This window comes from Terrabacter sp. P5_B1 (genome assembly GCF_056400505.1).
Genome location: NZ_JBFULD010000035.1, coordinates 1 through 18894, shown reverse-complemented (window position 1 = coordinate 18894; position 18894 = coordinate 1). Strand labels below are relative to the sequence as shown.

23 protein-coding genes and 1 tRNA gene are annotated in these 18894 nt (G+C 72.2%); 2 read left to right on the top strand and 22 right to left on the bottom strand.

Annotated features, from left to right (window positions below; translation table 11 throughout):
- The 5 genes from AC1DP0_RS04635 to dcd form a co-directional block, all read right to left on the bottom strand.
- On the bottom strand, positions 1-637 hold a 637-nt coding region (locus tag AC1DP0_RS04635), incomplete at its 3' end, for an ABC transporter permease (protein WP_478082712.1).
- Positions 634-1275, bottom strand: a complete 642-nt coding sequence (locus AC1DP0_RS04630; RefSeq protein ID WP_478082711.1) for an ABC transporter permease — start codon at positions 1273-1275, stop codon at positions 634-636. The genes AC1DP0_RS04635 and AC1DP0_RS04630, both read right to left, overlap by 4 nt.
- Positions 1272-2399 carry an ABC transporter ATP-binding protein gene (locus AC1DP0_RS04625; protein ID WP_478082710.1) on the bottom strand — a complete coding sequence of 376 codons (1128 nt, stop codon included), beginning with the start codon at positions 2397-2399 and terminating at the stop codon, positions 1272-1274. Before AC1DP0_RS04625 ends, AC1DP0_RS04630 begins: the two co-directional genes overlap by 4 nt.
- A 53-nt stretch (positions 2400-2452) precedes the next feature.
- A complete protein-coding gene (locus tag AC1DP0_RS04620) occupies positions 2453-3151 on the bottom strand; it encodes a serine aminopeptidase domain-containing protein (protein ID WP_478082709.1) in 699 nt (232 codons plus the stop codon).
- Positions 3152-3186: 35 nt separating this feature from the next.
- Positions 3187-3765 carry a dCTP deaminase gene (gene dcd, locus AC1DP0_RS04615; RefSeq protein WP_478082708.1) on the bottom strand — a complete coding sequence of 193 codons (579 nt, stop codon included), beginning with the start codon at positions 3763-3765 and terminating at the stop codon, positions 3187-3189.
- A gap of 96 nt (positions 3766-3861) precedes the next feature.
- On the opposite strand from dcd, the gene AC1DP0_RS04610 reads away from it, so the two are divergent.
- Positions 3862-5064: an AAA family ATPase gene (locus AC1DP0_RS04610; RefSeq protein ID WP_478082707.1), complete on the top strand. Its 1203-nt coding sequence runs from the start codon at positions 3862-3864 to the stop codon at positions 5062-5064.
- On the opposite strand, the gene AC1DP0_RS04605 is transcribed toward AC1DP0_RS04610, so the two are convergent.
- Both AC1DP0_RS04605 and AC1DP0_RS04600 read right to left on the bottom strand, forming a co-directional pair.
- A complete protein-coding gene (locus AC1DP0_RS04605) occupies positions 4958-5824 on the bottom strand; it encodes an SMP-30/gluconolactonase/LRE family protein (protein ID WP_478082706.1) in 867 nt (288 codons plus the stop codon). The genes AC1DP0_RS04610 and AC1DP0_RS04605 overlap by 107 nt on opposite strands.
- Complete coding sequence (locus tag AC1DP0_RS04600) at positions 5824-6255, bottom strand: hypothetical protein (RefSeq protein WP_478082705.1); 432 nt, start codon at positions 6253-6255, stop codon at positions 5824-5826. The genes AC1DP0_RS04605 and AC1DP0_RS04600 overlap by 1 nt, the downstream gene beginning before the upstream one ends.
- 121 nt (positions 6256-6376) lie before the next feature.
- On the opposite strand from AC1DP0_RS04600, the gene AC1DP0_RS04595 reads away from it, so the two are divergent.
- A tRNA-Gly gene (locus AC1DP0_RS04595) sits at positions 6377-6447 on the top strand.
- Between the two features lie 209 nt (positions 6448-6656).
- On the opposite strand, the gene AC1DP0_RS04590 is transcribed toward AC1DP0_RS04595, so the two are convergent.
- The 15 genes from AC1DP0_RS04590 to AC1DP0_RS04520 all read right to left on the bottom strand — a co-directional run.
- Positions 6657-7514 (bottom strand): sigma-70 family RNA polymerase sigma factor, encoded by an 858-nt coding sequence (locus tag AC1DP0_RS04590; protein WP_478082704.1) that lies wholly within the window; start codon positions 7512-7514, stop codon positions 6657-6659.
- Between the two features lie 154 nt (positions 7515-7668).
- Entirely contained in the window at positions 7669-7932 is a 264-nt protein-coding gene (locus tag AC1DP0_RS04585; RefSeq protein ID WP_478082703.1) for a carbon storage regulator, read from the bottom strand.
- Positions 7933-7960: 28 nt separating this feature from the next.
- On the bottom strand, positions 7961-8929 hold the full coding sequence (locus AC1DP0_RS04580) for a hypothetical protein (protein WP_478082702.1): 969 nt from the start codon (positions 8927-8929) through the stop codon (positions 7961-7963).
- Complete coding sequence (locus AC1DP0_RS04575; protein ID WP_478082701.1) at positions 8907-10952, bottom strand: flagellar biosynthesis protein FlhA; 2046 nt, start codon at positions 10950-10952, stop codon at positions 8907-8909. The genes AC1DP0_RS04580 and AC1DP0_RS04575 overlap by 23 nt, the downstream gene beginning before the upstream one ends.
- Entirely contained in the window at positions 10949-12103 is a 1155-nt protein-coding gene (locus AC1DP0_RS04570; protein WP_478082700.1) for an EscU/YscU/HrcU family type III secretion system export apparatus switch protein, read from the bottom strand. Before AC1DP0_RS04570 ends, AC1DP0_RS04575 begins: the two co-directional genes overlap by 4 nt.
- Positions 12103-12861 (bottom strand): flagellar biosynthetic protein FliR, encoded by a 759-nt coding sequence (locus AC1DP0_RS04565; RefSeq protein ID WP_478082699.1) that lies wholly within the window; start codon positions 12859-12861, stop codon positions 12103-12105. Before AC1DP0_RS04565 ends, AC1DP0_RS04570 begins: the two co-directional genes overlap by 1 nt.
- Before the next feature lie 7 nt (positions 12862-12868).
- Entirely contained in the window at positions 12869-13141 is a 273-nt protein-coding gene (fliQ, locus tag AC1DP0_RS04560; protein WP_478082698.1) for a flagellar biosynthesis protein FliQ, read from the bottom strand.
- Positions 13138-13992: a flagellar type III secretion system pore protein FliP gene (gene fliP / locus AC1DP0_RS04555; RefSeq protein ID WP_478082697.1), complete on the bottom strand. Its 855-nt coding sequence runs from the start codon at positions 13990-13992 to the stop codon at positions 13138-13140. The genes fliQ and fliP overlap by 4 nt, the downstream gene beginning before the upstream one ends.
- Positions 13989-14525: a flagellar biosynthetic protein FliO gene (gene fliO / locus AC1DP0_RS04550; protein ID WP_478082696.1), complete on the bottom strand. Its 537-nt coding sequence runs from the start codon at positions 14523-14525 to the stop codon at positions 13989-13991. Before fliO ends, fliP begins: the two co-directional genes overlap by 4 nt.
- Positions 14526-15218, bottom strand: coding sequence for a flagellar motor switch protein FliN (gene fliN / locus AC1DP0_RS04545; protein WP_478082695.1), 693 nt, complete (start codon positions 15216-15218; stop codon positions 14526-14528).
- The gene (locus tag AC1DP0_RS04540) at positions 15215-16141 is read right to left on the bottom strand and encodes a flagellar motor switch protein FliM (protein WP_478082694.1); all 927 of its coding nucleotides are present in this window, start codon (positions 16139-16141) and stop codon (positions 15215-15217) included. Before AC1DP0_RS04540 ends, fliN begins: the two co-directional genes overlap by 4 nt.
- An 81-nt stretch (positions 16142-16222) precedes the next feature.
- Complete coding sequence (locus AC1DP0_RS04535; protein ID WP_478082693.1) at positions 16223-17026, bottom strand: OmpA/MotB family protein; 804 nt, start codon at positions 17024-17026, stop codon at positions 16223-16225.
- Entirely contained in the window at positions 17023-17841 is an 819-nt protein-coding gene (locus AC1DP0_RS04530) for a motility protein A (RefSeq protein WP_478082692.1), read from the bottom strand. Before AC1DP0_RS04530 ends, AC1DP0_RS04535 begins: the two co-directional genes overlap by 4 nt.
- Entirely contained in the window at positions 17841-18173 is a 333-nt protein-coding gene (locus AC1DP0_RS04525; protein ID WP_478082691.1) for a flagellar FlbD family protein, read from the bottom strand. The genes AC1DP0_RS04530 and AC1DP0_RS04525 overlap by 1 nt, the downstream gene beginning before the upstream one ends.
- Before the next feature lie 95 nt (positions 18174-18268).
- A partial coding sequence (locus AC1DP0_RS04520) for a flagellar hook-basal body complex protein (RefSeq protein WP_478082690.1) occupies positions 18269-18894 on the bottom strand: 626 nt, incomplete at its 5' end.

Below are 18894 nucleotides of genomic sequence, written 5' to 3'. Positions count from 1 at the left end.
GGGCCAGGGCGCCGTCGGCGGCGAGCGCGAGAAGGGCCACGAGGATCGACCCGCAGACCATCTGGACGTAGTCGCGCGAGGCCAGCCCGTCGATGAGGTAGCGGCCCAGGCCCCCGAGGCTGACGGACGCGGCGATGGTCGCGGTGGCGATCACCTGGAGGGTGGCGCTGCGCAGTCCGCTGAGGAAGAGGGGCAGCGCGCACGGCGCCTCGACCTTCGACAGCACCTGCCACCCGGTCATGCCCATGCCCCGCGCCGCATCGCGAGCCGCGGGTTCGACACTGTCGATGCCGGCGTAGGTGCCCGACAGCAGCGGCGGGACCGCGAGCAGCACGAGCACGGTGATGCTCGGGATCACGAAAGCGAGGTCGCTGCTGATGAGCGGCCCCACGAGCATCGACACGGCGAAGAGCAGTCCGAGGGTCGGCACGGCGCGGGCGGCATTGGCGCCGGTCACCAGCCAGCGCATCCGGCCGGAGTGGCCCACCCAGGCCCCGAGCGGGACGGCGAGGACGAGCGCGATGAGCAGGGTGAGGCCCGTGTAGACGAGATGCTCGAAGACGCGGTGGGGCACACCGTCGGCCCCCGTCCAGTTGGCCGGGTCGGTGAACCACGCCCAGATGCTCGCGAGGCTCATGCGGGCTCCGCCCGGGTCCACGGCGTCAGCACCCGCGACACGACCTGGATGACGAGATCGAAGACGAGGGCGAGGAGCAGACAGGCGACGATGCCGACCCACACCTCGGTCGGGAACGAGCGGGCGTAGCCGTCGGTGAGGAAGTAGCCGAGCTGCGAGATGCCGATGAGCGAGGCCACGCTGACGATGCTGACGTTGCTCACCGCGGCCACGCGCAGGCCCGCCGCGATGACCGGCACGGCGAGCGGGAGGTCGACGGCACGGAAGCGCGCGAAGGGGCCATAGCCCATCGCGATGGCGGCTTGCCGCGTGGACCCGTCGACCGACGACAGACCGTCGGCGACGGTGCGGGTCAGCAGAGCCACGGTGTAGACGGTCATGGCCACGATGACGTTGACGGGGTCCAGGATCTTCGTGCCCAGCAGCGGGGGCAGGAGGATGAAGAGCGCGAGCGACGGGATCGTGTAGAGCAGACCCGTGGTCGTCAGCACCGTCGCTCGAAGTCCCGGCCGGCGGGCGGCGAACCAGCCGAGGGGCACGGCGATGACGAGCCCGAGCACGAGCGGCAGCCCCGCGAGCCAGGCGTGCTGGGCCGCGCGCGACAGGATGTCATCGATGTGGTCGAGGGCCCAGGTCACCTGGTGACCGCCCCCTCGTGGCGTCGCGCCTCGATAGCGGGGATCACGTCCGCGGCACGGATGGTGCCCACGAGCCGGCCGTCGTCGTCGGCCACGACGCCCCGACCGCTCGGCGAGGACAGGGCTGCATCGAGCAGGGCCCGGAGCGATCCGGACGTCGACGCGACGGTGCCGCCCCGGTGCAGGACCGTGAGCGTCACCTCGGACTCGACGGCCGCAGCGCGGACCCACCCGATCGGCTCGCCCGCGTCGTCGACGCAGAGCACCCACGGCGCCCCGACCGCCCGGACGTCGCCAGCGGAAGCCCCGATCCGGACCGTGGGCTCGTCGGTGAGCGTGAGCTCCGGGGCAGCCGCGAAGGACAACGCGCGGTAGCCCCGGTCGCGGCCGACGAAGCCGGCGACGAAGTCGTCGACCGGGTCGGCGAGCAGCTTGGCCGGCGAGTCCAGCTGTGCGAGAATGCCGCCCACGCGCAGGACTGCCACCTGGTCACCGAGCTTGACGGCCTCGTCGATGTCGTGGGTGACGAAGAGAATGGTCTTGCCGAGCTCGGACTGCAGGCGCAGGAACTCGTTCTGGAGCTGCTCCCGAACGACGGGGTCGACGGCCGAGAACGGCTCGTCCATGAGCATCACGGGCGGGTCCGCCGCGAGCGCCCGGGCCACGCCGACGCGCTGCTGCTGGCCACCGGACAGCTGGGCCGGGTAGCGACTCGCCATTGCCGGGTCGAGGCCGACACGCTCGATGAGCTCCATGCCCCGAGACCGTGCGGCGCGCTTGTCCGTGCCGAGGAGGCGCGGCACGGTCATGACGTTGTCGAGGACCGTGCGGTGCGGGAAGAGGCCCGCGTGCTGGATGACGTAGCCCATACCACGGCGGAGCTCGGCGACGTCGAGCTCCGCCGTGTCCCTGCCGTCGACCGTGATCGTCCCGGATGTCGGCGTGATCATCCGGTTGACCATGCGCAGCGTCGTCGTCTTGCCGCATCCTGAAGGGCCGACGAGAACGGTGATCTGGCCGGTCGGGGCCTCGAGGGTCAGGTCGTCGACGGCGACCGTCCCCGGCTGCCCGTCGGTGCCGGACGCCTCGGCATACTGCTTGGTCACGCCCTCGAAGCGGATCATGCTCCTCAACGTACCCGCCCCCGCCGACCGGGGAGCGGAGCTCGGCAGGCCGGTCAGATGTCGATGACGACTCCGCCGGAGTGCACGACACGAGCCACGACGGCCCCGATGGGGCCGGATGGCGGTTCCCCTGTGCCGCCGAGCTCGCTCGCGAAGCTCGCCCGGACGATTTCTGTGACGAGTGCGGTCCAGACGCGGGGCCGCACGAGCATCGCGTGGTCCGCCCGGGCGACACGCACGAGCGACGCGTCGAGCCCCTCCGCCTGCATCTGCTCGACCGCAGCACGCGTCCGGGCAAGAGAGCAGATGACGTCGCGGTCGCCGTGGAGCAGCACGGTCCGCGTGCCGGCGCCGGGCCGCGGGTCGCCGGGCTCGACCCAGGGCGCCAGCCCCACGACGAGCCGCACGGCGAGGTCGTCCCCGACGTGGAGCGCCACCCGTCCGCCCATCGAGTGACCGACGAGCGCGATGGGGACGCCCGGGTATGCCGCCCGCACCTGCGCGAGCGCCCACCTGGCGTCCTCGACGGGCATCGCGTCGCCGTTCCAGCCGCGGACCCGGAACCGCAGCCGCGCCACGGCGATCGGGCCGGGCACCTTCTTGAGTGCGCGGGCGAACGGGACGAGCCGAGCGACGTTGTGGGACCAGGCACGGTTGGGCTCGTGGCCTTCGACGGCTCCGCCGTGCATGACGAGCGCGACAACGGCGGCCCCGGCGGGCTGCGCGTCCCAGATGAGGGACGCGAGCGGCATTCCGGAGGGAGCGCCGACGGCTGGCTGTGGAGCGCTCACACCGGTGTGCGGTGGAAGTTGGCGAACGAACGGCTCGCCGTCGGACCACGCTGCCCCTGGTAGTGCGAGCCGTAGGTCGCTGACCCGTAAGGGTTCTCGGCCGGCGAGCTGAGCCGGAAGAAGCAGAGCTGGCCGATCTTCATGCCGGGATAGAGCATGATCGGCAGCGTCGCGACGTTGGACAGCTCGAGGGTGACGTGGCCGGAGAATCCCGGGTCGACGAAGCCGGCTGTTGCGTGGGTCAGCAGGCCGAGGCGGCCGAGTGAGCTCTTCCCCTCGACACGCGCAGCGAGGTCGTCGGGGAGCGACACGGTCTCGAGCGTCGAGCCGAGGACGAACTCCCCCGGATGCAGGACGAACCCGTCCTCGTCCGACGTGACCTCGACGAGCCGCGTCAGGTCGGGCTGCTCTGCCGCGGGGTCGATGTAGGGGTACTTGTGGTTGTCGAAGAGCCGGAAGAACTTGTCCAGCCGGACGTCGACGCTCGAGGGTTGGACCATCTGCGGGTCCCACGGGTCGAGCACGACACGCTCGGCAGCGATCTCGGCCCGGATGTCCTTGTCGGAGAGCAGCACGGGTCGAGGCTATAACGCCCGCTCGGATTCGCCCTGTCACTCCTGCCCTGCGGACGCCCCGGCGCCCTCGGCATCGCCGGCGATGCCCGCCACCACATGTCGCTCGGCGACCTCGTGCAGGGCTTCCACGGCCCGGGCATGTCGATCGGCCAGGTCGACTACGACCGGATGCCGACGGGCCCCGGCAAGGACGACCAGCGGCAGGTCGTGACCTCCGGCATCCGGCTCTTCCGCTTCGACGGACACCCCGTCGCGGTTCGCCAACAGGGCATGAACCGGCAGTTCGGCCGCGAGGCCGGGACCATCGAGGTCGTCTCGCAGGACCGCGACGTGTCGGACGCCCTGATGGCCCGAGTCCACGTGCTCATGGACGAGCGGAGCGTCATCCGCGGACAGGTCGTCACCTTCGGCTCGGACCCCTACGGACCGGGGATGGCCGGCGTGTCAAGCGTGGTGTCCTGCTCTACGGCCCGCCCGGCACCGGCAAGACACACCGTGCGCCACCTGCTCTCCGCGACGCCGGGCACGACGGCGGTCCTGCTGAGCGGCGGATCGCTCCGCCTCATCCACGACGCCGCCAAGGTCGCGCGTGCGCACCAGCCGGCGATCGTCGTCCTCGAGGACTGCGACCTCGTCGCCGAGGACCGCTCCTTCTCGATGGGCGCGTCGCCCCTGCTCTTCGAGGTGCTCGACGCGCTCGACGGCCTCGACCCCGACGCCGACGTCGACGTCGACGTCGACGTCGCTTCCATCCTCACGACGAACCGGGTCGAGGACCTCGAGGTCGCACTCTCGCAGCGCCCCGGCCGCGTCGACCTCGCGGTGGAGATCCCGCTGCCCGACAGGGATGGTCGCGCGCCGGGCCGTGCTCGCAGCGGCCCTCGCCGACGAGCCACCCGCCGACGAGCACCTGGGGATCGCCCTCGACGGTCTGCTGTCCGACGCGCAGCGCCTCACTCGCAGCCTCCTCGGCGTCGGATCGGGCAACCCCGCGCAGCACGAGTACGGCGAGCCGGTGGCTCCCACCGGGCCTCCCGCACCGCCCTGGGCGCACCGTCTCGGTGTTCGGCTACTCCCCGGACGACGGGACCACCCACTCCGGCTGACCGCGGACTCCGCCACACGGCATACGCACACGGCATACGGCATCAGCTCGGTCACTGCTGCGTGGGGTGCAGCAGTGACGCAGCCGTCAGCCGGCGAAGGCGCGCACGGGCAGGCCGGGCACCGACACGCGCACCCGGAAGAGCGCGCCCGCCGCCGGCTCGGGGTCGTCGTGGTTCTCCCGGGACGTCGTGATGTAGAGGTCGCGCAGGTCGTCGCCGCCGAACGTGCACGCCGTGGTGAGCCGCACCGGCAGGACGACCTCGGCGAGCACGTCGCCCGCCGGCGAGTGACAGCGGACGCGGCCCGCGCCGTTCAGGGCGACCCACACGTTGCCGGCACTGTCGACGGTGAGACCGTCGGGGTGACCCGCGTCGTGGGTGACGAAGGGTCGACGGTTCGTCAGCTCGCCGTCGACGACGTCGAAGACGTCGGTGCGGCCGGTCGGGGTGTCGTCGTAGTAGGCGTGGCGGTGGTCCGGCGAGAGGTCGATGCCGTTGGAGATCGTCACGTCGGGCAGCACGACCGTGACGGCGCCGTCCGCGTCGACGCGGTAGAGCGTGGCGCTGTCGGGCACCCGGTCGTAGCCCATCGTCCCTGCCCAGAGGCGTCCCTGGGCGTCCACGCCGCCCTCGTTCATCCGGACGGACGGGTCGTCCCAGAGGTCGAACCACGGGGTGGGTATGCCGTCCGCCTCGTCCGCGCGCGCCAGGCCGCGCTCGGTCGCGACGACCCAGCCGCCGCTGGTGCGGGGCCGCACGAAGGCGGCGACGTCGCCGACGTGCAGGCGCTCGACGGACCCGTCGGCGTGCAAGGACAGGACGTCGCCGGCGAGCATGTCGACCCAGCGCAGGCCGCCCCACGAGGGCGACCACACGGGCCCCTCGCCGTGGTAGCAGAGGGCGTCGGTGACCTGCTCGAGGTCTCCGGTGACGATGCTGCGCGGCTCGCTCATCAGTCCCACCACACCCCGACGTAGTGGTGGCCGTCGGGCACGGTCGGGGCGTCGACGAGCCACTCCGCGCTCGCTGCCGGGCCGCCGCTCGGCTCGGTGTCCGCGGAAGCCGTCAGTGAGTCGACCTCTTCCGGCTGGAGGGTCGTGATGACGGCCACCCCACTGGCGTAAGGCCATTCGTCGTCCGGGAACTGCGCGAACTCCAGCACGTCGAGCTCGACGCGGACGTCGGCGACCTCGGGATGCTCACGCAGCTCGAAGAGCACTCGGCGCACCGCCTCGAGCGGCAGGTGGTCCGGGCGGTTCGGTGCGATGCACCAATCGCAGTCGTTGCCCTCGAAGAACTGCTCCAGGGTCACGGCGACCTGCGCCCTCGCTCCCCCGCGCTCGCGGACGTGCTCGACGAAGGCGGTCTGCTTGGCGAGATCCATTGCGGTGGGGCCCCTGGGGTCGCGGTCAGTGCACTGTCACGGCGCCGGCTGGGTGTCGGCTACACTGACGCCGCGTGCCGCCTTGCACGTACCCTTCCCGGGGATCCTGCCGGCGGCCCGTGCGAGCGTAGCTCAATGGTAGAGCGCCAGCTTCCCAAGCTGGATACGCGGGTTCGATTCCCGTCGCTCGCTCCCACCCGAAGCCGCAGGCCCCGCCAGGGGCCTGCGGCTTCGTCGTTCCGGCGCTGCGCCGGTCACGGTGACGAGCGGCATTGCGGAGTGCACGATTCGAGACGCTGGTGTGCACGTCGTTCGGGGCTTCGTCTGAACACCTGCCCTGACCTGGGTTCTCCTGTTTCGCGAATACCCTTCAGACAGAGTGATCAGACGAGACCAGAGCCTCAGCCCGCGACTTCCAGAGACACCGGCTCGGCGACCCGGTGGACGACGCTCACAGCCGCCCCGCGGCGTATGGGACGGAGGGACTGGGCGGTCCGGCCGAGACTCTCGAGGTAGGCGGCGTGGCGGGGTGTGACGGAGGCGGTGGGCTCGTCCCCGTCGACCGCGGGTGAGGCGGGTTCGCACTCGTCCGGGAAGTGCGCCTCCAGGCCGCCGCGGAGCAGTCGGAGGGCCTCACTGCGCTGCTGCGAGACCGCGGAGGAGGTGAGGCCGAGGGCTGCGGCGACGTCCTTGACGGCCTTCCCCTCCAGGTAGATCTCGGTGACGACGAGGCGCATCCGCTCGGGCAGGGCTGTGACGGCGGCCGACAGGTAGCGCAGCCGCTCCCCCTCGAGGGCCGCCTCCTCGGGTGCCACCGTGTCTGATGCGAGCGCGTCCGCCGCGGCGTCCAGCGGACCGACGGTCCGCGAGGCGTCGGCGAGCCCTGCCCGGACCTGCTCGGCGGTCAGGCCGAGCGCCGATGCCATCTCCTCATGGGACGGCGCCCGCCCCAGCCGCGCGGCGAGCGTCTCGCTCATGGCCTGGAGGGACTTGATGCGCTGCCGGGTGCCGCGGCCGGCCCAGTCGAGCGAGCGCAGCTCGTCGACGAGCGCGCCGTTGATGCGGCGACGGGCGTACGCCCCGAACGGAACTCCCACCGAGGGGTCGAACGACTCGGCGGCGAGCACGAGGCCCAGCGCGCCGACGGATGCGAGGTCCTCACGCGACAGGTGCGTGGCGCGGGCGCACAGGTCGGAGACGAGGTAGCCGACGAGGGGGAGGTTGTCGAGGACGAGACGGTTGCGCTCGGCTTTTTCCACTGGACCCCTCAGACGACGGCAACGACCAGACGTCCGGGTGGGCGCAGCAACGCTGCCGCCGCGGGCGGACCGGTTCAGACGTGACCATTTTGTGGCGTTAAGTCCGTTTTGTCCGAGAAATGTGGAAAAGAAGCAAAATTCCTTCGGCGCGACCTCACTCGGTGGAGGTATGCCCCTCCAACGGCCCCGGCCGAGGCGGTGGGACCAGCCCGCGCAGGACGTCGTCCGCAGTGGCGCGGGTGGCCTCGCGGTTCGCGTCGGCGACGGCTCCGGCGATCTCGCCGCGCTTGATCTCCAGGTGACGGGGCGCCTCGATGCCGATGCGGATGCCCTCACCGCCGCGGCTCTCGAGGAAGGTGATGACGATGCCGTCGCCGATCATGATCTTCTCGCCGGGCTTGCGGGTCAGCACGAGCATGGTGTCCCCTTCCCTGGGTAGCGGGCCGTCATGTGGCCGACGGCGTGCGCGTCGCTGCACGAAGCACCGTCGCCGGCGCGGGCTGCCCGTCCAGCCAGCCTATGGGAACCCGCAGCTGGTTCACCGTGTGGGGGGTGGCCGACTCCCCGGCGCCCACGACGGCAAGAGCGTCGACGGACAGTGCGTCGCACACCCGCTGCACCCAGGGACCGATGTCCCCGGGCTTGTGCCGGGCGTCGACCACGAGCCACACCTGGTCGGCGGCGAGCGCTCTGGCCGCCTCGAGGTGGGGCAGGCCGTCCGCCACCGACCCGAGACCGTATGCCGTGAGCACCGTCGCGCCAGCCTCCACAGCCAGCGCTCGGGCCTCCGCGGCGTCCCAGCGCGTCACGAGCCGCCGTCGCTCGAGTCGCGGGGCGTACGCGTCGTGGACCTCCGTCGCGCCACCCTCGTGGACGGCCACGACGTCACCCCGCCCCTGAGCCAGGGTCACCATCGAGGCGACCACCTGGCGTGCGGCGTCCGCCACCCCGAGAACGAGCACGAGGTCGCCGGGCACGCGAAGGAGCCCGGGCACGGGGTCGCCGGCGTCCTCGCCCCGGCCGTGGCGCTGCTCCCCCAGACGGGCTAGCAGCTCGGCGAGGCCGGCCGACTCGGTGGACGGCGTCTCCGCGGTGGGCCGGGCGGACGTCGAGCGCTCCGCGGGCGCCTGCCCGTTGGCGAGGTCCTCGGCGTGGTCCGCAGTGTCGAGCAGCGCGAGGATGCCGCGGCGGTCGCCCAGCCGGTGGACAGCCGGCGCCGTCGCGGTGGTCGGGGGCGCGTACGCGTCGGGCAGCTCGACGGTGACCTCGAGGTGGCGGCGTCCGAGGAAGCCGGCCACCCCGGGGTCCAGGACGCGTTCGGCGCGGACGATCCGCGCCCCCGGTCCGTAGAGCAGGGTCGCCTCGCGGGCCAGCTCGTCGAGCGAGCGTCCCTCAAGCAGGAACTGCGGAGCCAAGGCGCACCACCCCGACCGTCTCGATGGTGACGTCGGCCGAGGTCACCTCGGCGTACGACAGGACCGGCACGCCGCGCGGTGCGGGCGGCAGCAGCCGGCGCATCGCCGGGCGCAGGACCGGCGCGCAGACGAGCACCGCCGACTTGCCGGACGACTCGGCCCCCGCGACGGCGGAGCTGAGCGAAGCCAGCACGGTGTCGAGACGGGTGGGGTCGACGACGAGCTGGGTGCCGCCCTCCGCCGGCCGCAGGTCCTGGACGAGACCCTGCTCCAGACCGGGCTCGATGGTGATGACCGGCAGGTGCCCGTTGTCGGCGAACCGCGCGACGAGGGCGGGGCCCAGCGCACCGCGCGCCGCCTCGACGAGCGACTCGGGGTCCGTGCCGACCTTGGCGCGCAGGGTCAGTGCCTCGTAGATGCGGGTCAGGTCGTTGATCGGCACCTGCTCGGCGAGCAGGCCCTGGAGCACCCGGTGGATCTCGGCGAGCGAGAGGAGCGCGGGCGTCAGCTCGTCCACGGTCGCGGGGCTCACGGTGCGCACGCCCTCGGTGAGCACGCGTACGTCCTCGCGCGAGAGCAGCCGCGACGCGTGCGCCGTGACGATCGAGGACAGGTGKGTGACGAGCACGCTGACCCGGTCGACGAGGGTGGCCCCCGTCATCTCGGCGCTGTGCCGCAGCTCGGCGGGCACCCACTTGCCGGCGAGGCCGAAGACCGGCTCGATGACCGAGGCGCCCGGCAGGGCGTCGAGCGACTCACCCAGGGCCAGCAGCTTGCCGGGCGGGGCGATGCCGCGACCGGTCTCGACGCCCGCGACCCGGATGGCGTACGTCGAGGGAGGCAGCTCGACGTTGTCACGGGTGCGCACGGGCGGGATGACGATGCCGAGCTCCATGGCGACGGTGTGGCGCAGGGCCCTGACCCGCCCGAGGAGGTCATCGGCCGAGCCGCCGACCAGGTCGACGAGGTCGGGCGCCAGCAGGATCTCGAGAGGCTGGACGCGCATCCGCTCGATGATCTCCTCGTTCGGGTCCCGCTCGGCGGCCTCCGCGTCGCTCGCCTCGCCGCCGGACGTGCTGCCGGGACCGCCGGCGGGGCGGACCCGCCTGGAGGAGATGACGAGGACCGCGCCGACCCCGAGGAAGGGAAGCGGCGGCATACCGGGCAGCAGTGCCATGACGATGGCGGCGCCGCCGGCCACGAGGAGCGCGGTGCGCGACTGCGAGAGCTGCACGGACGCGCTGCGCCCGAGGTCGGCCTCGGCGTTGGAGCGGGTGACGATCATGCCGGTGGAGACGGCCATGAGCAGGGCCGGGATCTGGGTGACGAGGCCGTCGCCGACCGTCAGGAGCGTGTAGGTGTTGAGGGCGTCCGTGATGGACAGGCCGCGCTGCACCATGCCGACGGCGATGCCGCCGACGACGTTGACGACGATGATGACGATCCCGGCGATGGCGTCACCCTTGACGAACTTGGAGGCGCCGTCCATCGCGCCGTAGAAGTCGGCCTCGGCGGCCACCTGCGCGCGTCTCTCACGGGCCACCACGTCGGTGATCAGCCCGGCGTTGAGGTCGGCGTCGATCGCCATCTGCTTGCCGGGCATGGCGTCGAGGGTGAAGCGGGCTCCCACCTCCGCCACGCGCTCGGCGCCCTTGGTGACGACGACGAACTGGATGACGACGAGGATCACGAAGACGACGGCGCCGATGATGAGCGAGCCGCCGACCGTCACCTTGCCGAAGGCCTCGATGACGTGACCGGCGAACCCGTCGCCGAGGACGAGGCGCGTGGAGGCGACGTTGAGGCCGAGACGGAAGAGTGTCGCGACGAGCAGCAGCGACGGGAACACCGAGAAGTCCAGCGGCCTGGTGACGAACATGCTCGTCAGCAGGATGACGAGGGCCAGGGCGATGTTGCAGACGATGAGGACGTCGAGCAGTGCGGCCGGGATCGGCACGACGAGCAGCAGGACGATGCCGACGATGCCGAGGGGGACGGCGAGCCGGGCGAGGTCACGGTTCACGAGGTGGCTCCTCCTGGGCGGGCGGTGGGTGTGAGGGACGGGGCCGGCCCGGCCGGCCGGGACGACGACGCGGGAGTGCGGCGCGGGACGGTGTGGACGCMGGCGGCGGCGCCTCGGGCCCTGAGCGCCATGACGAAGGCGAGGACGCCCGCGACCGCCGTGTAGAGCTCGACGGGGATCTCCTGGCCGATCTCGCAGCCGGCGTGCAGCGCCCGCGCGAGCGGGACGTCGCGGACCATCGGCACCCGGCGGTCCTCCGCCTCCGCGCGGATGCGGGCCGCGACGGTGCCCGCGCCCTTGGCGACCACCCGCGGAGCGGCCTTGCCCGGCTCGTATGCCAGGGCCACCGCCACGTGGGTGGGGTTGAGCAGGACGACGTCGGCGCCCGCCACCGCGGCGATCGTCCGGTTGCGCGACATCGACAGCTGCCGCGAGCGCCGGTGCTGGCGCAGCAGCGGGTCACCCTCGCTGCTCTTGTGCTCGTCCTTGACCTCGCGCTTGGTCATCCGGGTCCGGCTGCGGTTGCGCCGCATGACGACGACGACGTCGGCGGCGGCGAGGAGCAGCCCGGCCAGCACCGCGAACCGGAGCAGCGAGGCCGCCCCGTCGCCGGCCGCGGCCAGCAGCCCCGACACCGGCAGGCCCCCGGCCGTCAGCAGCACGGGGACGAGGTCCTGCACGACCATCCACAGCACGAGCCCCACGACCGTCGTCTTGAGCAGGGCCTTGGCCCCACCCCACAGCGCCTGCTTGCCGAACATCCGGCCGAGACCCTTGACGACGTTGAAGTGCTCGAACGAGGGGGCGAAGCGCTTGAGGTGGACACCTCCCTGGAGCACGGCTCCGGCGACCACGCCGGCGAAGACGGCGACGACGAGCGGCAGCAGGGTCGACCCGATCGAGGTGAGCCCGTCGCCGAGCGCGGCCACGGCGCGGCCCGGGTCCGGGTTCTGGGCGACGGCCCGAAGCGTGTGCAGCTGGGTGGCGCTCGCGTCGGCCCCCCGGCTGATCGTCGTGGGGAGCATCAGCGCGCCGAGCCCGACGGCGAGCCAGGCCGTGACGTCCTGGGACTTGGACAGCTGGCCCTTGGAGCGCACCTCGCGCATCCGCTTGTCCGTGGCGTGTTCGGTCCGTTCACCGCCATCGGACATCACGACACCCCCAGCAGCAGTCGGGCGGCGTCCTGGGCGAGGGCCGAGACGACCCGCGGGATGGCGAGGAACATGACACCCGCGAGGCCCAGCGTGATGAGGATCTTGAGCGGGAAGCCGAGCTGGAACGCGTTGAGCGCCGGGGCGACTCGCGTCAGCAGCCCGAGCCCGACATCGGCGAGGAAGAGGACGGCCATGAGTGGGCCCGCGACCTGCACGGCGGCCACGAACATGCCCGACACCGCCGTCGTCATGACCTCCACCGGGCGCGAGAGGTCGAAACCGCCCCCGAGCGGGATCGCCGTCACCGTGCCGGTGRGCCCGCCGATGACGAGCTGATAGCCGTCGGAGGCGAAGAGCAGCGCCAGCGCCGCCATCTGGGTCAACCGGGTGAACTGCGCTCCGTTGACCATGCTCTGCGGGTCGTACGCCTGCGCCAGCTGGAAACCGCCGGCGAGGTCGACGAGCGACCCGGCGGACTGGATCGCGGCGAAGACGAGGTAGACGAGGAACCCGAGGGCGAGGCCGGTGACGAGCTCGACGACGAGCCCGGTGACGAACGCCGCGTCGGTGCGGCCGGCATACGACGTACCGGCGCGGGTCGCGACGGCAAGACCCAGGCCGACCCCCAGCACGGCCTTGATACGGGCGGGAAACGCGTTGTAGGAGAAGGGCGGTGCCACGAAGAGGAACGCCGTCATCCGGACGATGGCGAGCAGCGTCGCCTCGGCCCAGGCCTGGTCGATGGGGATCGTCATCGGCGGGTCAGGTTCCCAGCAGGCTGGGCAGGCGCGAGAAGAGGTCGTGGGTGAAGGCGACCATCTCGGCGATCATCCACTGGCCCGAGACGGCCAGGGCGATCGCCACCGCGACGGCCTTGGGCACGAAGGAGAGGGTCACCTCCTGCAGCTGCGTGATCGACTGGACGAGCGAGACCGCGAGGCCGACGACCAGTGAGGTGACGAGCACGGGGGCCGACAGCTTCGCGGCCGCGGCGAGGGCCTGGACGAGGATGTCGAGGACGGCTGCGGCGTTCACGTCGAGCCCCCGGCGTAGCTCTGCACCAGTGCGGTGATGATCAGGCCCCAGCCGTCCACGAGGATGAAGAGCAGCACCTTGAAGGGCAGCGACACCATGACGGGCGGCAGCATCATCATGCCCATCGACATCAGCGCCGAGGAGACGACGAGGTCGATGACGAGGAACGGGATGAAGATGACGAAGCCGATGATGAAGGCGGCGCGCAGCTCGGAGATCATGAACGCCGGAACGAGCGTCTGCAGAGGCGTGGCCGCCGGCGTGGCCGGGTTCGCGATGCCCGCCGCCCTCGTCATCAGGGCGATGTCCTCCTGCCGCGTGTGGGCCAGCATGAAGCCCGACAGCGGCTTGGCGCCGGCGGACAGCGCCGCGCTGAAGTCGAGGTGGCCGGCCAGGTAGGGCTGCACGGCAGCGGTGTTCACGTGCGTCAGCACCGGCCACATGATGAACAGCGACAGGAAGAGCGTCAGCCCGGCGAGGACCTGGTTCGGCGGCACCGAGGCGAGGCCGAGCGCGTTCCTGGTCATCGACAGCACGACGAAGATCTTGGTGAACGAGGTCATCATCAGCAGCAGAGCGGGCGCCACCGAGAGCAGCGTGATGCCGATGAGGGTCACCACGGCCGAGGAGGGCGCGTTGTCCGGGGTGTTGATCTTGAGCTCGATGCCGCCGTCGCCCGGCGCGGGTGACGGGGTCGGCCTGGGCGCCATCGGCAGCGTCGCAGCGTGGCTCGTGGAGGCGACGAGGACGAGGAGGACGCCTGCGACCAGGACCGCCAGGGCGGCGAGCACGAGCAGTCGACGCACGTGACGGCGACCGGCGAAGGGCACCACCCCGGCGAGGGTGGTCACGGGCGCCGACCGGAGCGCAGCGCCTCCGCCGCGAGGCGCCAGGTGGCCGGCTCGACGACGGAACCGGAGCCCACGGCCCTGCTCGAGCGGGTGGACCGTCCGGCGCGGGTGGAGCGGCTGGATGAGGAGGGCTCGGTGGCGGGGTCGGTGCCGGCACCGGCCTCGTGGCGCTGCCGCTCGAGCTCGCTCTCGAAGGATGCGTGCCGGAGCGAGCGGCGGGTCACCGTGGGTGGCAGGAGGCCGTCACCCGGGACCGCGTCGTGGTGTGGGTCCCGGGTCACCGGTTGCGGCACGTCGGAGGTGTGCAGGACGCTGATGCCGTGCTCGGTGACGCCGAGCAGGAAGCGCTTGCCGTCCGTGTCCACCAGCACGACGGACGCCTTGGGACCGACGCTCTGCCGCGCGACGACGCCGAGCACCCGCGCTCGCACTGCCGCGCCCGTGCCACGCAGCTTGCGGTGGACGAGCCACATGAGGCCGAAGACGGCGGCGAGGGAGACGACGACGCGCAGGCCGAGGACGAGCGGTTCCATTCAGGGTCGGCCGTCGGCGGTGTCGAGGATGCGGGAGATGCGGACGGCATAGTCCTGGTCGACGACCACGACCTCGCCGAGGGCGATGCGGCGACCGTTGAGGAGCACGTCGACGGGCGCCCCGGCCGAGCGGTCCAGCTCGACGACAGCCCCCGGCTCGAGCGAGAGCGCCTCGCGAATGCTCATCCGGGTGCGCCCGATCTCGACGGTCAGCGCCATCTCGACGTCCTGGATCCGCCGGAGCCGGCCGTCGAAGGCCGAGTCGGGCTCGGGCAGCGACCCCGCGGCGGCGGGGGCGCGCCGGACGGCGAGCCAACCGAACGGCGCCGTGCCGTCGGAGATCTCGAAGAAGGCCGCGTCCTGCGGGTCGGACAGCAGGCCGGTGACGTCGCCGTCGGCGAGCTCCGAGACGACGCCGTCGCCCAGCACCGCCGCGGCGCGCTCGAACGCCGGACGCAGCACGACGGTCGCGGAGGCGCCCTCCCCCCCGCCCGCCTCGGTGACGAACCGGGCGTCAAGCACGACGAGCACGAGGTCGGCGGGCTGTGGGCCGACGAGCGAGGCGGACACGACGACGGCGTCCGCAGGGCCGACGACGGCCTCGGGTCCCACCTCGCCGAGCACGCGCAGGCCCGGGACCGGCAGGGAGGCGACGAGGTGCTCGGCGGCAGAGGCCAGGGTTGCGGTGCTCACGGTCGGTACTCCTGGATGGGGGTGGAAGCGTTGGGGGCGGACGGCTGCAGGGCGACGATGCGGGCCGCGGCGCGTGATCCGGAGCGGACCACCATGGCGCGGGCGTGGTCCTGCCCGCCGACCGTGACGTGGAACGCCTCGCGCGCGTGATGGGGCAGCAGGAGGGTGTCGCCGACGGCGAGGTCGAGCACCTGGGCAGGCGTCACGGCCAGGGACGCGAGGCGTACGGCCACCTCGACGGGCACCCGGGCCACCTGCTCCCGGGTCAGCTCGGCCGCGTTCTCGCTGCTGGCCACGGGGTTGACGGCGCCGAGCTGCGGCAGGAGCGTGTCGGCCGGGATCGCGAAGGTCACCGCGGACGTCGTCTCGCCGACCTGCACGCCGCACGTGACGACGACCATGAGGTCGGAGGGGGCCGCCGCCTGGGTGAACTGCGAGTTGTACTGGATGGACTCGACGCGCGCCTCGGCGGGCAGGAGCGGCCCGAGGGAGTACGCGAGGACGTCCAGCGCCTCCTCGACGAGCGCCTTGACGAGGGCGTGCTCGATCGGGGTGAGCTTGCGCTCGAGCCCGGGCTTGTCGGACCCGCCGCCGAGCATCCGGGCCACCCAGCCGAGGGCCACCGGGGTGGGGAACTGGACGACCATCTTGGCGGTGGTGTCGCCGACGACGCAGCGGACCATGCAGGTGACGGTCGGCAGCGACGCGACGTACTCGTCGTAGGTCTGCACGACGACCGACTCGGTCGTCGCCGTGGACTTCGTGCGCACCTTGGCCGTCAGCTGGGTGCCCCACTGGCGGGCGAAGGAGTCGAACGCCGCCTCGAGGACGCGACTGTGCTCGCGCGCGAGCGTCGTCGGGCGGCGGAAGTCGTAGGACTCCGCGGCCAGGCGTGCGGTCTCCCCCGCGGCATGGATGGTCACGAGCGGCACTATCGGCAGGTGCCCGGCGCCGTTAAGTGGCCGAGCGGACCCCGGGCCACCGGGGTATGCCGTCGGGCCTGCTCAGGAGCGCGCGGGGGCGAGGCGCGCCTTGAGCGCCTCCGGGATCAGGGCTCGCACCTGCTCCGGCCGGTCCGACAGGACGACGACGTCGACGCGTCGGTTCTGGCGGTAGTCCGCGTCGGTCGTCCCCCTGCTCGCGGGGCGGGACGACCCGTAGCCGGTGGCCCCGATGCGAGCCCCCGGCATACGGCCGCGTTCGACCATGGCGCGCAGCACCTTGGTCGCCCGCTCAGCCGACAGCTCCCACACCGACGGGTAGTTCGTCCTGAGGTTGGCCGCGTGCCCCTCCACCGACGCCTGGAGGCCGGTGCGCACGATGACGGGCGTGATGGCGTCGAGGACCCGGTTGGCCCGCGGTGTCAGCGCCGGGCTGTCCGGGCCGAAGAAGGTCTGCGAGCCCACGAGCCGCACCGTCAGCCCCCGCTGGTCGATGTGGAACTGCACGTCCTTCTGCAGGCCCTGGGCGCTCAGCCGGTCGGTCATCTGCTTCTGGATGGCGGTGAACCGGTCGACCTCCTTGAGCGCGAGCGCGAGGTCGGCGAAGCCCTCCGAGTCCTTCTTGGCCAGCTGCGGCGGCACGACCGTGCCCTGCGCCGTGTCGATGCGCTGCGACACCTTCGTGCCGAAGCCGGTGGCCAGGGAGTTGCGCAGCTTCTCGAACCGCTCCTGGTCGACGGTGGACATCGCGAAGAGCACGACGAAGAGGCAGAAGAGCACCGTGATCATGTCCATGTAGGACACGGCCCACCGCTCGTCGACGTGGAAGGGCTCGGGCGGCTTGCGGGGGGAACGACGGCGGCTCACGCCGCCTCCCCAACGCTCTCCCCAGCCTTGTCCGCCTTGCCCGTGCCCTTCGAGGCTCCCGACTTCCCGCCCCGCTCGGGCACCATCGCGCGCAGGCGCTCGGCCAGGAGGAGCGGCTGGGCACCGCTCTGCACCGCGAGCACCCCTTCCATGACGAGCGTCATGCGCTCGATCTCGAGCTCGGACAGCCGGGCGATGCGAGAGGAGAGCGGCAGCCAGATGAAGTTGGCCGACAGCAGGCCCCAGAGCGTGGCGACGAACGCGCTCGCGATCATGGGGCCCAGGGAGCCGGGGTCCGAGAGGTTCTCGAGCACGTGCGTGAGCGAGACGACAGTCCCGACGATGCCCATGGTGGGCGCGTAGCCGCCGAGGGCGGCGAAGAACTTGGAGTCGGCGTGGTCGCTGCGCGCACGGGTGCCGATCTGGTCCTCCATGAGGATGCGCAGCTCCTCCGGGTCGGTGCCGTCGGCGACGTTCTGCAGGGCCTGCGCGAGGAACGGGTCCTTCGCGTCGGAGGCCTCGGCCTCGAGCGCGAGCAGGCCCTCGGAGCGGGCCTTCTCGGCCAGCGCAATGATCTGCTCGATGCTCTCCTGCGGTGCCGGCGCCTTGCCGGTGAACGCCTTGGGCACGGCCTTGAACGCCCGGAGGCTGTCCTTGATCGTGTTGCCGGCGATGCCGACCGCGATGGTGGCGCCGAAGACGAGGATCATCGGCGGGGGCAGCAGCAGCGAGCCGATGTGCGCGCCCTCGAGGCTCACGATGGCGACGACGGACCCRAACGCGAGGACGAGTCCGATGAGGAGTGACGGGTCCATCAGGGCGCTCCTTGCCGCTCGGTCTGCCGCTCGGTCTGCCGCTCGGTCTGCCGCTCGATGGGCCGCAAGGGGGTCGGGGCGGCGGTGGTGTCGCGCTCCCGGGGGACGACGGTGAGGCGGCGGCCCTCGTCCGACGCGTACGACTGGGCGGTGGCCAGCACGAGCGCCCGGAAGTCGGCGATGAGCGCGATGACCTCGGGCAGCCCCTCGCGCACGACGTAGGTGGACCCGCCCACCATGACGAGCGTCGTGTCGGGGTTCTCCTGGACGCGCTCGATGAGGTCGGGGTTCACCGCGAAGCGCGACCCGTTCAGGCGGGTGACTGCGATCATGGGGCCGTTCCTGTCAGGGGGGCGGCGCTGCTCACTGCCTCCGCCTCTCCCTATCGGCAGGCCGCCCACTCACATTAGGCGGCCTGCCGGCGCGGTCACCGCTTGAGGTCGACGAGCTCCTGGAGCACCTGGTCCGACGTCGTGATGATGCGGGCGTTCGCCTGGAAGCCGCGCTGGGCGACGATCAGGTTGGTGAACTCCTGCGACAGGTCGACGTTGCTCATCTCGAGGGCGCCGCCCATGAGGGCACCGAACCCGGCGTCACCGGCCTGCCCGACCTGCGCCGTGCCGGAGTTGGCGGTGCTCGTGTAGGACGACTCCCCCGACTTCTCGAGCCCGGCGGGGTTGGTGAACCGCGCGAGCGCCACCCGGCCGACGGCCTGGCGTACGCCGTTGCTGAACGACCCGACGAGCGAGCCGTCGGCGCCGACGCTGAATGCCTCGAGCGTCCCTGCCTCGTAGCCGTTCTGGCCGGTGGCCGCGACGGTGCTGCTGCCGGTGTAGCCGGTGACGGCGCCGAGGGCGACGGTGATGCCGCCGACGGTCATGGAGCCGGGGCCGGCCTGCTTCCCGTCCGTGAAGGACAGCGTCCCGCTGCCCGTGGCGCCGGACGCGTCGGTCGCGGCGACGTCCCATCCCGCGGCCGTACGCGTGAAGGCCAGCGACAGCGTCCGCGCCGTGCCGCTGCCGTTGAAGACCTGGATGTTGCGCTGGAGGGCGG